At 28.3% G+C, this 15,299-nt stretch carries 11 protein-coding genes; 4 read left to right on the forward strand and 7 right to left on the reverse strand.

What is annotated here, in order from left to right; all coding sequences use genetic code 11:
- Window positions 1-99 precede the first annotated feature (99 nt).
- The 4 genes from LNQ49_RS18425 (at window position 100) to LNQ49_RS18440 (ending at window position 3,760) form a co-directional block, all read left to right on the forward strand.
- Window positions 100-2,064 carry an AAA family ATPase gene (locus tag LNQ49_RS18425; protein WP_229990473.1) on the forward strand — a complete coding sequence of 655 codons (1,965 nt, stop codon included), beginning with the start codon at window positions 100-102 and terminating at the stop codon, window positions 2,062-2,064.
- The gene (locus LNQ49_RS18430) at window positions 2,042-3,028 is read left to right on the forward strand and encodes an HNH endonuclease family protein (RefSeq protein ID WP_229990474.1); all 987 of its coding nucleotides are present in this window, start codon (window positions 2,042-2,044) and stop codon (window positions 3,026-3,028) included. Before LNQ49_RS18425 ends, LNQ49_RS18430 begins: the two co-directional genes overlap by 23 nt.
- Window positions 3,029-3,204: 176 nt before the next feature.
- On the forward strand, window positions 3,205-3,558 hold the full coding sequence (locus LNQ49_RS18435) for a hypothetical protein (RefSeq protein ID WP_229990475.1): 354 nt from the start codon (window positions 3,205-3,207) through the stop codon (window positions 3,556-3,558).
- Window positions 3,536-3,760, forward strand: a complete 225-nt coding sequence (locus LNQ49_RS18440) for a DUF4145 domain-containing protein (RefSeq protein WP_229990476.1) — start codon at window positions 3,536-3,538, stop codon at window positions 3,758-3,760. The genes LNQ49_RS18435 and LNQ49_RS18440 overlap by 23 nt, the downstream gene beginning before the upstream one ends.
- Window positions 3,761-3,841: 81 nt before the next feature.
- On the opposite strand, the gene LNQ49_RS18445 is transcribed toward LNQ49_RS18440, so the two are convergent.
- The 7 genes from LNQ49_RS18445 to LNQ49_RS18475 form a co-directional block, all read right to left on the reverse strand.
- Entirely contained in the window at window positions 3,842-4,720 is an 879-nt protein-coding gene (locus tag LNQ49_RS18445) for a hypothetical protein (RefSeq protein WP_229990477.1), read from the reverse strand.
- Window positions 4,721-5,287: 567 nt separating this feature from the next.
- A complete protein-coding gene (locus LNQ49_RS18450; RefSeq protein ID WP_229990478.1) occupies window positions 5,288-6,715 on the reverse strand; it encodes a hypothetical protein in 1,428 nt (475 codons plus the stop codon).
- 256 nt (window positions 6,716-6,971) lie between these two features.
- Window positions 6,972-8,375 (reverse strand): site-specific integrase, encoded by a 1,404-nt coding sequence (locus LNQ49_RS18455; RefSeq protein ID WP_229990479.1) that lies wholly within the window; start codon window positions 8,373-8,375, stop codon window positions 6,972-6,974.
- 697 nt (window positions 8,376-9,072) lie between these two features.
- Entirely contained in the window at window positions 9,073-10,338 is a 1,266-nt protein-coding gene (locus LNQ49_RS18460) for an McrC family protein (protein WP_229990480.1), read from the reverse strand.
- Entirely contained in the window at window positions 10,339-13,008 is a 2,670-nt protein-coding gene (locus tag LNQ49_RS18465) for an McrB family protein (RefSeq protein ID WP_229990481.1), read from the reverse strand.
- 13 nt (window positions 13,009-13,021) lie between these two features.
- Window positions 13,022-15,016, reverse strand: a complete 1,995-nt coding sequence (locus LNQ49_RS18470) for a cytidine/deoxycytidylate deaminase family protein (RefSeq protein WP_229990482.1) — start codon at window positions 15,014-15,016, stop codon at window positions 13,022-13,024.
- Entirely contained in the window at window positions 15,013-15,213 is a 201-nt protein-coding gene (locus LNQ49_RS18475; protein WP_229990483.1) for a hypothetical protein, read from the reverse strand. The genes LNQ49_RS18470 and LNQ49_RS18475 overlap by 4 nt, the downstream gene beginning before the upstream one ends.
- Window positions 15,214-15,299 lie beyond the last annotated feature (86 nt).

Below are 15,299 nucleotides of genomic sequence, written 5' to 3' on the forward strand. Positions count from 1 at the left end.
AGAGTATACAATAGGCAAATGCTTTACAATAGGAAATAAAAAATTCACTAAACACACATACTTTTAAGAACCTTAAAAGTCATCTTTAATAAAGTAATTATGTTGCTATACATTTGGATAAACAATTTCAGAAATATTTCAAGAACTGGATTTAATCTGTCATCGAGATATAATTTTACATTTGAAGAAAATGAAATAAAAACTATTTCAAACGGAATAGAAGGAGAATTAAAATGCGAAGTACTGGATAGTGTAAACATTTTTCCTGACAACATAGTCGATTTTAAAGTTGTTATTGGAGAAAATGGAGCCGGAAAAACATCTCTTTTAGATGCATTAATAAATAATTTAATGACGGAACATAATAGAAATTTTGATGGATTTATTGTCACGGATAAATCCATAATTTTTAGAGATAACAGCAAAATAAAATATAGTAATGATGAGCTTAAATTAGATCTTATTGCCGATATTGATATTGTCAATTATAAACTTCCTTCATATAAAGAAAAACGCGACAAAGATTATCCTACCAGATTAGTAGAAAGCTACTTGAAGAATAATATTGTTTTTTACTATAGTCCCTTACTAAATTTCGACAAAGTTATTGATTTTGAGGGAGTCGCAGGAATGAATGATGCATTCGAATATTATGAAAAATATATTAATCTATCCATTGAAAATCAAATAGTAAGGGATTATAAAAATAATGTAAACCAACCCAATCAGTATAGATTAAACGGTGTAAGTGAACTGCTTAATTTTAAAATTTTTGAAACTAAAAGATACCTTGATTTTTTATTCAATTTCCAGATTGGCGATGATTTCATATTTACCAATAAAATCGAAAAAATCCGCTTCCGAATGAACACTTTTTACGATATATATTGGGAAACAATAGATGATTATTTAAAAACTGATGACCAGACTTTAGGGAGTATAAAAAAAGTCACAAGCTTCATTAATGAAAAAGCTAAATCCAATAACTATGGTTTTACAGATTTAAAGTCAAATTTGTACAGACAATTTATATACTGTGTTCTAAAATTTGAATATGACTATAGATGGAGTATCAAAAACACTGCTGGAAGTAATGCTTTAATAGACACTTTAAGAACCTTTATTGATGCAACCAAAGGAAAGCGAACGCCTCAGACAATATTAGCCTCTTTTCTAAGACAAACACTCTTTAATAAAAAAACTAAGATCAATATAAAAACCTTTGACGATATTATTAAGTTTATAACTGATAATCCAAAGATTAAAACATTATATGAAGATTGTTTTGAGATTGAAATTCATGAAAAAGAAACTATCAATGAATTATTCAGACTGTTTTATGAAAATGAAAATTTTAAAACAGAACTCAGATACTACTTGTGTAATTTTATTTTGATTGAATTCGATGGATTAAGTAATGGTGAAAAAAATTTACTTTCATTATTTTCTAGGTTCTACAACAGCTCTAAATATTATAATTTCAAAAACAAAGAATTAATATTACTGCTGGATGAACCCGAAGTGGGTCTTCACCCACAGTGGCAGACTGAATTTATTTCAATATTAAACTCATTTTTAACAAAATTATTTCCTGACAATAAAATTCAAATTTTATTAACAACTCATTCTCCAATTTTATTATCCGATTTCCCTCCAAATCATGTAATATATTTGAAAAAAGATGATGAAACAGGGAAATGCCAGGTTGATAATATACAAAATTCAAATTCTACCTTTGCCGCAAACATACATTCTCTTTATTCTAATGCCTTTTTTTTAAAAGACAAAGGTGCCGCAATGGGGAATGTAGCCAAAAGTTATATTAATAAACTTATTCGGGATATTAAGCAAAAAGAAAAAAGCAAAGAGGAATTAACTGCTTTAATAGAGCCTATCGGAGAGCCATTGATTAAAGATCAATTAAAAAAAATATTAGATGAAAACTATCCTTCTTTTCAAGGAAATATAAAAAACATTGATCAATATATTCAAAGTTTGGAAAACACATTATTAGAAGCAAAAAAAATTAAAGCTGATTTAAATGAGGATAGTAACAAAAGTTAAAAATAACAATGACAAAACTGTAGAATTTAAAGATTTCTCTTCGGAATATTTTAATTTTCATAAAGGATCATGGACAAATTATTTTGATAATGCAAAAAGTGGTCTCGAAGATTTAATCCCTGGATATCAAAATTTAGAGTTAAATTTAATAAATGATTTAATAAATAATTTTGAAGACATAATTAAAGCTGCACCAACTGATATACCTCAATTAATAACTAAATTTACAACTGGTCAGTATACCAACGTATTAATAGATGCAGCTGATAACAGAACGGATTTATGCGTTGAAATAGAAAATAAATTTAATTATAAGGATTTTCGAAAAAGTGCCAAAGCGTCATGGTTCTGCGAAAAATTAGCCGTAAGAGCCTGTTTGTATTGCAATGCACAGTTTACTTTAGCTGTTGGAAAAAGCGGCAGTGCTAAAAAGCTTTTATTTCAGTTAGATCATTATCACACTAGGAGGAAGTATCCTTTTTTATCTTTGACAATGGGCAACTTGATTCCTTGCTGTTCATCTTGTAACATCGCCAAGAGTAAAAAAGATTTTGGCTCAGCAAATTTTTTTCATCCATATTTAGAAGATATAAGCGCCAATTTTACCTTTAGGGTAGATGAAGAAAATATTTTAAAATATTTAGTAGAGAAAAGAGATGAGCAGTTATTAGAACCAACAATACAATTTACAGATAAAAGGGTTTCAAATCATATCAGAGAGTTTAGATTAGATCACATATATAATAAACATACTGATATTGTAGAAGAACTAGTTTTAAAATTTCTATATTATAATGATTCAAAAATACTAGAGTTAAGAACAGCTTTTAGCGATCTAAAATTAGACAAATCAACAATCGATAGATTTATTCTAGGCAACTATACTTTGGATTCAGAAATAAACAATAGGCCTCTTTCTAAACTTTCGAAGGATATAGGAAAACAACTCAAAATAATAAAATAGAAAAAACCGCATATCTAAGGCATATCCAAATAACTTATATTATTCGGGCAAAAATCACGTATTAAATAAATATAATTAAATCGTATTTTCATTTATTCGAAAGTACTTGATTGCACAAAAAAAAATACAAATAAAGGGAGTCATAATAATTTTGCAAAAACTTAAATAAAAATTGAATGTTAGTAGAATTTGATATTCGCAGTGCCATTGTAGAGACACAAGTTGTAGGATATTGCACACAGGAAATGTACTTTGACTGGATGTGCAATTTAAAGTTTACTCTTTGCAAATGCTCTCAATGTTCGTCACCTATTTTAGTTGAACAAGAATATGAGTTTGATCATAGAGAAGAAACCTACTGGGGTATCCCAAAAAGAATTTATCCTGGAAATTTATTTCATATCAATCCTATAATTGTTAATAAACTAAAAATTGGTTTAACTGAAAGTATTAAATGTTATAAAGGGGGTGCTTACACGGCCACTGCAATAATGTGTAGAAGAACCCTTGAAGGATTTTTGCTTCATTAAAGGTGCAAAAGAAAAAAATCTGGCTCTATCGATTAAAAAACTCAAAGAAGATGACGTTATTATTGATCAGCTTTTTGATTGGGCGGATAAATTAAGATTAGGAGGAAATAAAGCAGCACATAATATTGATACTGATTTCGATTCTTTGGATGCTAAAGATATTTTAGATTTCACTATTGCAATTTTGGATTTTACTTATTGATTTAAAGATAAGTTTAATAACTTTAGGGATAGAGGAAAAAAAGGTTTATAGGATTATGTTATTCTTTTAAGTCCCTTTGCCTTATTTACTACTTCTATTGCTATTGTAATTAATGCCATTTAATATTTTTCTTAAACTTTCTCTAATCTCATGTTTTTCATAGGTGTTATAATTCAAGTTTTTACTTATTTTATGAAGTTTATTCAAGTTTATATTTGCCATTAGAAGGATATTTAATTTCATTTTTCTCATTTCTCGCTTGTCGTCGATTAGGTAAGGCATTCGGAGAAATAAAATTTCATAATTCATATAAAGAGCCAAAAAATAAAGAAAAGGAAGTAGGAGAAAAGTGAAAACGATAGGAAGTAATAAACTTTTTACATTTTGAATTGTTAGTAGATCATTATAGGCTATAAATGTTTTATAGCCAACATAAATAAAAACAAGAGCTCCTGTTGCTGAAAATATATTTTTTAAACATCCTGCTGCTTTCAAATGCTCAGCATTAGTTTTCGAAGAATGTTCAGCAGCAATTTGAAGTACTCCTATAAAAGTAATTATAGGAATGATGAACATTTCAATTGTAAAACTAAAAGTATAAAAATTAGTTACAAATTCCAAAAGTACAATTGCTTTTATGTTTTCTAAAAGTATCGGTAAGAAAAAGGCGGTGTCCTTTGCTTTATTAATATTAAAAAACAAAATAGCAGCAGATGTTACTGACCAGATTATAGTATCTTTCAATAAGTCTATATTCCAAATACCAACATTGTAAAAAATTAAAGTAATACCTGCTATGTATCCAAACATAAGCCATAAAGGAACTTGTATTCTATAATTAAAAAACTGTATAAAAAGATTAAAAACAGCTTTTGGTTTAACCCAAAAAATAGTTGCAATAAAAAACATGGAGGACCAGATAATCAGTGCTATTTCTCTAGTAGAAAATATTTCAAACATAGTTTTGTGATAAAATGAGCTTAATATGATATTAAAACTTAATCATACAAGACTAAAATTAAATTACCTGATTAGTTTTACAGTTTAAGTAATCAAAGATAAAAATCTTTTATTACAGATTATTGAACAGCTTGTGGAATTTGAAATTTACGTACTGTATCCGCTCTATTGTGTAATTACATTTTGCACATCGTAGATTATTTAATTGAGTCCAGAAAATACACTATCAATTCAACTATCTCTTTTTGGCGCAGAGAAAGGTTGATAAGATTTTCCTATTTTAAATGTCAGTAAAGCATCGTAAAGCAAATCAAAATCATAGTAGTTATAATTTTTAATTTATTTTATTCAGTTGATTAGAAGGTATTATTACAAACTAATATAAAACATTTGTTTTTAATAACTATCAAAATTAAGTTTGTACTATAAGGATATTAATTTATTTCATTGCAATCAATATAAAGTTTTATGCCAACGATAAAAAAAACTCAGTTAATTCTTTTACAGCAATCTAAATATTGACATTAAGTAAAGAATTTTAGCTTGTAAAATAAATCATAATTATTTTTATTTTTTTGGCTGAAATAAATGACTGAATGGAATTGTAGTCCTCAAGCCAACTGTTACTCTTTTATAAAATTGATCATTTCCATCACTGAATTTATCACCTAAATCATTAAATTTCACAAATGGTTCAAGATTTATAAATGCTTTCTTTTCTTTATCTGATTTATCCTTAAATGCAATTACTGTCCCAAAACCCAGATTTTGATAATTCCCATTATATTTGTTGGAATCCTTAATGAAATTAATGTCATAAAATATGTGAAAATAAAAATTCGGAAAAATCTTTTTGTTGATGTCAACTGTAATTTGATGTTTATGGAAGTCATCATATTCTAAGGAATTATAGGCATTGACTGATTTTTCCAACCTCCTCACTTGATCTTCGGAAGATCCTATTATATCTGAGGTTATAATATTTTCGGTAGTTAGTTCAGTAATATTATTACTTTTTGAATATGAATATGATAATGTATATAATCCATTAAAATGACGGAAGCTATTACCTTCCATATTCTTAATATTGATTTGATCATATAAAAAACTGGCTCGTAGACCACCTTTGTGATTTTCAGGTGTTTCTTTTGTAAGTTGATTGGCATAAATCTGATCTATGCCATAGAAATTCAATTTTTGGTGATTATATTCGTAGAAAGGTCCTGCCCATAAAAGTTTTATTGTGGTCCACTTTGCTGTCATTTCTGCCTCATCACTTTCTTTTGTTTTTTTTAATTTTATATTGGCTACTTTATCCTTTTCACTTTTACCATCAATTTTCAAAATCTCTTGAAGACATTTATTTTGATTAATTTCTAGTGAATTTAAAGCAATTTTTTCATCGATACATTCACCATTGCAAGAATTGACCTCCGCTTTTGCTTTTTCAATTTTTTTTGTTAGTAAATCGTGCTTAACAAATAAATGACTAACAGTCTTTTCTTCTAACATTGAAAGACTTTCAATTATAGCTTTTTTTTCTTTAAGAACAGTTTTATCGCTATCTAAATACTTAAATGATGTGAAAAGGACAAAACTTTGCTCGAATTGCAGCGTGATATCTGTATTATATTTTTCATTTTTAAATAATGTAGCAGCACCATCGGTTATACCTCCAGTAAAATTTATATTAGTTATGGTCCAAATTTTTAGTATTCTATCTGCGCTTGCTGATTCCTCTGAACTTATCGAAGAATTTACTGGTCGTGTCCATGGAATACTTAATGCAGCAGTGATAGTAGGTTTAACTACATTTACACTTAAAAATGAGCTTAATGAACTAAGATCTTTATCACCAGTTAGTGTACCACTGATTATTTGATTTTTAACAACATTGAAATTTTTTGAAGATATATAGTTGTCTTTTCTTTCATTTTCTTGTGAATAGACAGTGCAATATATTAAAACTAATAAAAAATATAAAGTTATTTTCATATTCTAAAAATCGTATTTAGTTAAGATTAAGATTTCCAACAAGAAGTAAATCTACAAATTCGATTAAAACTAGACACAAGTAAAAATACTTGTTTTTCTGTTTTTAAATTATCGATGTAAATGTTTATTTCTTACTTTAATTATGTAACTATTTGATACGTATAGTAGTGTTAGGGGGCTTTATGGATGTTCTTAGTTAGATGATGAATCGTAACACTTATTTTTCGTGGGATTCTGTAAAAGAATCAGAGCCTCTTTATTTAAAAGTATATAATCTTGACGATTTTACTTTATTTGCCCTAATTATTTCTGCTGCAAACATCTTAACTTTGTCTAGCATATCTCTTCTGTCATATATATGGACGCTTGAAGAATTACTTCTTTTGGACGGGTGGGTAACATAGCTTATAATCATCTCGGTAATATTTAATAAAGATAAATTGCTAACAAAAGAGCTTCTTAAGTTGTGAGTACTGAACAAGTGACTGTTCTCGACTTCAACAGATTTAAGTATGTTTCTGATGTTGATATTGAGATTAGCGAGACTAATGTTTGAAAAATCGGGAAAGATATCATCATTGTTTTGGATGATTTTTAATGCTGTGGAAAATAGAGGAGTATAGCATTCTGTTCCCGTTTTAGCTTGGATAGTGTGTATGTAGTAGAAAATGTTTTTATTTTCATCACACATTTGAATTGTTCTACATTTAGCTTCCTGCATTGATTGGAGGCGCATACCTGTTTGGCTGGCTATTAGAATATAGTTTTTTACTAGTTCCAAATGTTTTGATGTGGGTATGTATTCTATTACTTTTAGGATATCCTCTTCTTTAAGAAACGCTTCAGTTTTTGCAGATTTATTTCTTGTAGAAGCATTAATTAAATTTTTATCTGATAGATCTAATGGGATTCTTATGTCTAGTTTTTTAGCAGCTTTGCAAAGTAGTATGAAATATGTTTGGTATGCTTTTAAGGTGTTCGCTGCAAGTGCTTCTTTTGGCTCTAGTTTGTAACTAGTTACTAAAATTTTGCCAGTTCTAATATTATTTAATACTTCCCAAATTTCTCGATATACTATTTCATTGATTTTGTCAAATGTTAGTTTAATCTTTTTTGCTTCTTCATAACGTTTTATTATCGGAATAAGATTTCTAAAAGAGTTAATAGTGGTTTCTTTAACTTCATCTTTGCGTGCACTACCAACAAGGTTTTCTAAATAACTAATATGGTCGTTAAGAAAGTTTAGTATTATAAAATTTTCTTCTGGTTTTCTTTTATCTCGCCCACTAATTAGAAGAAGATAATTTTTGACTTCTTCTGGACTTGGTTCTTCATTTTTAAAATGAGACGCAGTAGCTATTATATTTGATTCAAAATCGGATAGCCTAATTCTTAACAGTTTATTGCGTTTCTCATATGTTTTAATTGTCTGTAGGTCATAAACATAATTCCGAACACCTCTTTTTTCTCGGATTACACCAAAATACTTTGGTAAAATTGTTACTTCTAAGGAGTATTGAAATTTTTTATAACTAATTTTTCCATCTACTTTATTTATAAACGAACCACTAACCTCGGCGAGCACTAATTCAGGGCTAGTCCGACGCTCAAGTACTTGACTTTTAGCTTTCAATTTATAACGATAAGTAATTGCTTTCATGATAATCAAAGATACATCAAAAATTTAATAGGTCTCTAATTAGGTCTCTAATTTTGTGGTATTAAATGAAAAAAATTGATATATTTTGATTGTTTTATTTTTTGTAGATCTCTGTAAAGCCTTTTGAATACTGGTAAAGTGCCGTTATTGTTGGATTCTTGTTTTTTGAATAATTTACTCTACAGATAAGTAATTCATGGAAATTTGTAACTGAAAATCAGTTTTTTATTGTTTAAAAATAAGTAACTCAATTAGTCTCTACATTTTATAGGCGTTTCTAAAAAGTTGGCGCAAAGATAGCCTTTTGGTGCTAACAAAAAAAGGGAGTTTTTAGCTATCTTTTTTATTGAATTTTAGAGTGTTTACTCTCTATTTTAATTGTTGAGTATTTGAATGGAATTTGTTCAAATTTTTAATATGCGTATAAGTAAATCAATGTGTTTATTGTAGAATGGGATATATCATTGCTTATTCTACACCCTTCTTGAATTATAGTACTTTTTTTGGAAAGTGATTTTAGATATATGTAGTTTTGGGTTTTTTAAATTCTTTAAGATTCCCACATTCCTGGAATCAGGCATATGTCAGTTTGTTTCACAAAATGATATTTTATTACCGATTTATTCGGAACTTGTGGGTAGTGAAGTTGGAAAAATGTATAATTTAAAATTAAAAACTTATATTTTTTAATTAGTCTTTAGTTATTAGTCTTATTTATAAAGGCAGAAATATTTGTTCTTATTTCTTCTTGCCACGATTTAATGTGGCCTTTTTCATTTATATCGAGTAACAAAACGCTACAATGTTTATCTCCGACTAAACCGCCAAAATCCAAAAAAGTTCCTGACTTTCCATTTTCTTTTTTACCTGGATATACCAAAGCTACTTTTTTGGCTCTATAATATTCATGGTAAACGTACATTTGACGTAAATCATCTGGAGAAGGATTACTGCCATTTAGATTTTTCCATTTGGTATCTAAAACAATATTACCCGTTGAAGTTTCAATAACAATATCTGGGATCATTCGAGTTTTTCTACCAGTTTCAGGTCTCCAAAAATATTTTAGAGATTGAGAGATTACCTTTGTAACTCCTTCTGTTTTTTTTCTTAGACTTATATAAATGAATTGTTCCCAAAGTAAATTCATATCAAACATTAGAGCTAAGACATGATTTTTACCTTTGCTAACATCAGGATGGTATTTTAATAATAATAATTTTGCTATTTCAATTGCTTTCTTATAGTGCTGATTTTTTCGATTAAAATGTATTTTATCAAATGTAGCTTCCGTTACTTTAATATCTGGCATTTCAGGAAAGTTTAGCAATAGAGATCCGATACGACTGTGAAGATCATTGTTTGTGTTGATTTGTTTCAACAGTTTTAAAGCTTTATACAAAATAAAATGCAGTTCATGTTCTACATCATAGGTTGTATGTTTCACATAAAAGCGTTCTTGATGAGTTAAATTATATTGAATCTGTTTAGCAAATTGTAAACTTCCTTTTAATGCTGTTACATTAGCTTCCCTTTTCCTATATTTTTTAATTAATCCGTTATGAATTAAATATTCTAATTCTTTAAGATATAGTTCCAAATACAAGTCTAAGATTGTGTTGGGTTTGATTTTTAAATTACTTGAACTTGTAGATTTTACATCGAAACTTCCAACGGCTTTAAGCATACCAATTAATAAATCACGCCATTTATTATCTTCCGAAATCGAGAGTGGTTTTCTATCCGCTTTAGGTAATACTTCAATTAGAGTACTGCCAACTTGAATTACACCAACATGTTCATTGAATTGAACCCCATGATGAACCAATTTGTAATAAGGCACACCATCACCATAATAGCGTTCAAGAGCTTCGAATTGTTCTTTGGATATTTTTTTTTCACCTCTATCATACCGAAGGATTTCATGTTCAAAAACAACTATTTTTTTAGTATATCCAGCCATCTATTTTAGTAATGTTGCAATAGCCATTTTCATTTCTTCATCTTCAAATAATAAAATATCCTTTATATTATAGATGGTTTTTTCAGTGAAATCAGATCCATCATAATCATGAAATTCAGCAAATAAAATATCATTTTCTTCAGAATTAATCGGCTCAAAAAAGCCTTGACCTAAGATCAATCCTATTTTACCATAATCTCCAAAGAAATATTCTTGTAAAAGAGGAATAATTTTATTTCTGAATGCTAATTTTAAATCATCAAAATTATTTACTGCCATAAAATAACTATGCCCAATAGTATGATCTTTATCTATTAAATATTCAATACGTTTGTTGATTTTTTCCAACAGTTTTTTTAAATCTACTCCATTAACAGAAAAAGAATCAAAATAAGAAATATTAGATTTGTCTTTTTCTTTTTTCATTGTTTCCCAGACACTAACCTTATTAGTACGCCACTCTTCAGAAACTTCTAACAACGAAAATAATTCATTTTCTTTTTCAACGAATTTTTTATCCTGCCATCCAACAAACTCATATTTCCATAATAAACGGCAATACATTCCAGACGGAGTTAGCAAGTTTGCTTGAGGCAACATTTCCTCAAAACTAAATCTTCTTCGTAAGGCAGTATCTAATGCTTCGATACTTCTGTCAGCAGTATTCATAGTACCAATAATATATAAATTTGAAGGTACGCCAAATTCTTCTTGGCTATAGGGTAAAGTTATATCAGCAATCTCATTTTCTCTGCCTAAACGTTTGTCATCTTCAATTAAAGTTATTAACTCTCCAAAAACATTCGACACATTGCATCGATTTATTTCATCTAAAAATATAACATGAATGTTGCCCGTTACAGCAGCTTTTTCAAAAGCAATTCTTCTTTTTTCTTTGGTCTTACTCAGACAATCTTTGAGATTAATAAAACCCGCCTTTTGTGCTGCTTTTTCGCAAGCATTGTAAAAGATCCCTTTTCTAGTCTCATAGATTAAATTTTTAGATTCTTCATCGTCTAATGTGTCAGAATCGTTTAACCTTGGTTTTATCCCCTCAATAAAATCTTCATAACTCAAACTTTGGTGACAGGTTGTAAAAGTATATTCCTTGCTCTTCGTATTGTCGCTTATTTTGAATTCTTCGTAGGCTTCTATGAGAGGGGGAAATTCTGATTGAAATTCAGCTCTGCTATCTAACCTCCATTCAGAATTTGATTCTTTATAGAAAACTTTTTCACCTACACGTTTCGCTAATTTTACATTTATGCAATTATCTACAGTATGATTTTGCAAACTACTCCATAATCGAGTTTTTAAACTTTTAACATTACTAGATCCTAATTTTGCAATGATTAAAGGATGTTGGGCTAAATCAGGAACGATTATTTTTTCTTTTTCAAATAAGACTAGCGCTATAATTTGCCACCAGGTATAGTTTTTTACAAAAGAGTTATAATCTTTTTCAGTTCCTGTTTTTTCATCTAAATCCCAATATTTTATAATTTGCTGAAGTTCATAGGTTTTCCCAGTTCCTGGAGGCCCGTAAAGAATTTGGTTTTTTGGAATATACATATTAGTAGCTATAGTATTAGTTTGTACAGGATTTTTTTCTTGACTTGATTGGGTATCATCATTCCATATTATCTCAATATCTGATTTTTTGGTAACTTCCTTTATAGTTTGCATATATCCGCCAAAATCAACTTCAAAAGGTTTAAAGTCTTCTTCCCATTGTATTTCGAGGTTTTGACCGTCGTTTAGATTCCGTATTACAATTCCCCTAGCTTTTATTGCCATAACTGCTTTTGTCTTTTCTCGAACAAATGCTGATTTAATAGCTATATTACTTCCTGCAGGAACACCATTTACCTCCTTATTAAATTTGTCTGTATATCCGTTAGTCCAAATGCTTTCTTTTATGAAACGCCCTGTTTGATCTTGTGGATTTTCAGTATCCCAAAATGCTCCAACAAGAAAATACTTTTCACTACTTTTATATTCACAAAAAAAGGTATCATAAAAACGTCGTAATCCAATTTGTTTGTGCGTAACTGTTGTTGGAAGATTATTTGCTGCTTTAAAGAAAAAATCTAAAACAGGATCTTTCATTTTAGCGCCATTTCCTCTTTTATCTAAATTATCAATAAATTGTTCTTTAATTGAATTATCTATAAAATCATTATCTATTAACTTTAATTTGCTGTTTTCAAAAGTTAATTGAATATCCTCTGAATTTTCTATAACATCTTGACTTTTGACAATTTTAATTGATCTGTATAATTCAGGATTTTTATAAAATTGAGAATCTGACAAATCAGTTAGTGGAATATTTTTTAACAATTCTAATTTAAAAAAAGCTTTACTTCGAGCAGATCTTGAAGTTAGGACTGCCAATGCTTTAGTTAGGTATAAGTATTTTAATGCAATTAATTGTGAAACGTTAATTCCTAGATCACGATTTAACACATCAAATTTTAAAATATCTTTACCATTTTTAATATTCCATTCTCGGGCTTTCCAAAACTGTATTTTGTCGCCACCAATCAAATAGACGAAATCACCTATTTTCAAATCTCCATACCAAGATGAACCTTGAGGAGCTATATAATAACCATCATTTATTTGATTTATATCTATTTTTTGTGAAATTTTACCGAAAAATATATTCATGCTCTTTATTTAGTTATTTCGAAATTTCACTTTTTACTTTTTCAAATAATTCTGGCTGTTTCTTGAATTTCTCACTTAATTTTTTAATATCTTCTTCATTAAATCGTTCTCTTGGTGAAATATTTGTGAGTATTTTTAATTCATCTTTGTATGCCATAAAAGGCTCATATAATTTATGAAAAGCTCGACCAACAGCACCTTGAAACATTATTAACTGTGGGTTGTACGTTTCATTAATACCATTTTTTAAAGTATGTTTAGTTGCTATTCCGGGATATGGATCAATATAAAAAACTTTCTTAATACCTAATTGAAATGCTTTCTTTGAACACAACTCACATGGACTTGCAGTTGTAAATAAATTACCGCCTTTAAGTCCATTGCCACCATTCTTAGTAATTTGCATCATTGCATTTTCTTCTGCATGTAGTGATCTTGTGTGTACTTGGTTTTTTTCTTTTTCGTACGTGTTTTGAACTGATTTAAAACAAAATGGACAGTTTTTACCCTCAAGATTTACCGCCACATTTTTTAAATCTTTATAATCCTCTTGTAGAAAATCTTTAAAGGTTCTAACATTATCATTTTCATCTCTAAATTCACCGCCTGATTTTTCATAGTCACTAAATAAATTTGAAGGAGAAGGTGTTAACAAATTTTCAACATTTCTTAAGTTACATGGTATTTGATGTTGTGCAACATCATTCCATCCAATAGATTTGACAGAATAATTTTCATCAGTAACAACAGCTCCGACTTGTCTTGAAATACAACCCGAATTAAATTTAGCATTATATGCTACCTGCATACACCTTTCAATACCAGTAGGTGTAATAATGCCAGGTTGATGTATTAAAGATGTTAATTTAACTAATTGTCTATCAATGCTTAAAAAGTCATAGTTACTAGTTGATTGCGGTTTTTCCTTTTTTCCTTGCTCTGTATTTGAAAAATAAATATGGTAATCACTTTTTTGAATACAATTTTCGGTGTCAGGTGAGGAGAATTCCCCTTTGTTTACATCGCCACCATCATATTCATTTTCATCTAAAAATAAAATTTGATTTGAATGTTTTAAAACACTATCGTTGTCTAAATGCTTATATTTATCTCTTATCTGTTTTTCAACATATTCTCGTCTTTCTATGTCACTTTTGTTAGTTGCAATCATGTAAAAAGCAGAATATTTTTCTTTGAAATACATTAATTCTAAAGAGTTTTTTAAGGCATCAATTACAATTTTTGTATTCTCGGAATTTGCTTTCCAAACTTTTATTAATTTATTAATTGTTTCAGCAACGGTATAAATGTTATCTAGAGTTTTATCTTTTTTCTGAATATTGTGTTCAAGGTTTCTTACAGTACCATATTCTCTTAAATTATTTGCTAAATCATGAACCAATCTTGTTCGCTTGGTGATGTCATAATTGTTCAAAATTTCATAAAACTCTTTTGAGAATTGTTCAAAGAAATTAAAGTAAAATTCAAAAAAATCAGGATCGTCTTTTTTTTCTTTTAAGCAAACATTTAAATCATTACAGCTTAATTCAATTAATTTCTCAAACCATTTTTTATTTTTATTTAGAAAATCGCCAATTTTATTAATTAAAATGCTGTCAATTTTTAAGTCAAATCGATTAGTGAACTTCTTAAAAGTGCCATTTTCGCCATTTTGAAAAATAATGTCAATAATATTTTTAATCGATGAATTAATGTCTTCTTTGTTCTCAATTATTCCTTGATGAAATAAATGCAAGAGTAAAACATCTTTATAATAAATGACATGAAACTGTTTCCAGTTATCTGAATGACTTAAATAATTACAACATATTTCAAATTTTATTTCTTCTGCTTCTAATGAATTTCTTTTGACTGAATTTAAAATATTATTGTCGAAATTATCTGACAAAAGCCATTTAGCAATTTCTGAACAACCTGAGCCCACTCTACCTGTTAATCCAATAATCGTAAAGTCTTTTCGTAAAGAATATAGTTTTTTTAATTTCATAATTGGTTTCTTAGTTGGATTGTAGCTACCATTTGGTCTACATTATTTGCATGATGTTTAATGTTGTTAATTATAATTGAAACTCTTGTAAAAGTTCCACCAGGAACCTCAATTAAACTTGTTTTGACAGTACCTTTTTGAGTTAATTCAAACATTGCTATTTTGAATTCATTCATTATTTTTAAATCTTTTTCCATAATTTTTTGTTTATTATAATCTGTTATTTCTTCAATTATAATTACAATTTTAGGATAAGTCAATAGTTTTTATAAAAGAAAATGAT

The organism is Flavobacterium pisciphilum (assembly GCF_020905345.1).
Lineage (GTDB): Bacteria > Bacteroidota > Bacteroidia > Flavobacteriales > Flavobacteriaceae > Flavobacterium > Flavobacterium pisciphilum.

Excerpts from the sequence above, each read along its gene's own strand:
- LNQ49_RS18470 (WP_229990482.1), bottom strand. The coding sequence starts at position 15,016 with ATGAAATTAAAAAAACTATATTCTTTACGAAAAGACTTTACGATTATT.
- LNQ49_RS18430 (WP_229990474.1), top strand. The coding sequence starts at position 2,042 with ATGAGGATAGTAACAAAAGTTAAAAATAACAATGACAAAACTGTAGAA.
- LNQ49_RS18465 (WP_229990481.1), bottom strand. The coding sequence starts at position 13,008 with ATGAATATATTTTTCGGTAAAATTTCACAAAAAATAGATATAAATCAA.
- LNQ49_RS18450 (WP_229990478.1), bottom strand. The coding sequence starts at position 6,715 with ATGAAAATAACTTTATATTTTTTATTAGTTTTAATATATTGCACTGTC.
- LNQ49_RS18445 (WP_229990477.1), bottom strand. The coding sequence starts at position 4,720 with ATGTTTGAAATATTTTCTACTAGAGAAATAGCACTGATTATCTGGTCC.
- LNQ49_RS18435 (WP_229990475.1), top strand. The coding sequence starts at position 3,205 with ATGTTAGTAGAATTTGATATTCGCAGTGCCATTGTAGAGACACAAGTT.
- LNQ49_RS18425 (WP_229990473.1), top strand. The coding sequence starts at position 100 with ATGTTGCTATACATTTGGATAAACAATTTCAGAAATATTTCAAGAACT.
- LNQ49_RS18460 (WP_229990480.1), bottom strand. The coding sequence starts at position 10,338 with ATGGCTGGATATACTAAAAAAATAGTTGTTTTTGAACATGAAATCCTT.
- LNQ49_RS18475 (WP_229990483.1), bottom strand. The coding sequence starts at position 15,213 with ATGGAAAAAGATTTAAAAATAATGAATGAATTCAAAATAGCAATGTTT.
- LNQ49_RS18455 (WP_229990479.1), bottom strand. The coding sequence starts at position 8,375 with ATGAAAGCAATTACTTATCGTTATAAATTGAAAGCTAAAAGTCAAGTA.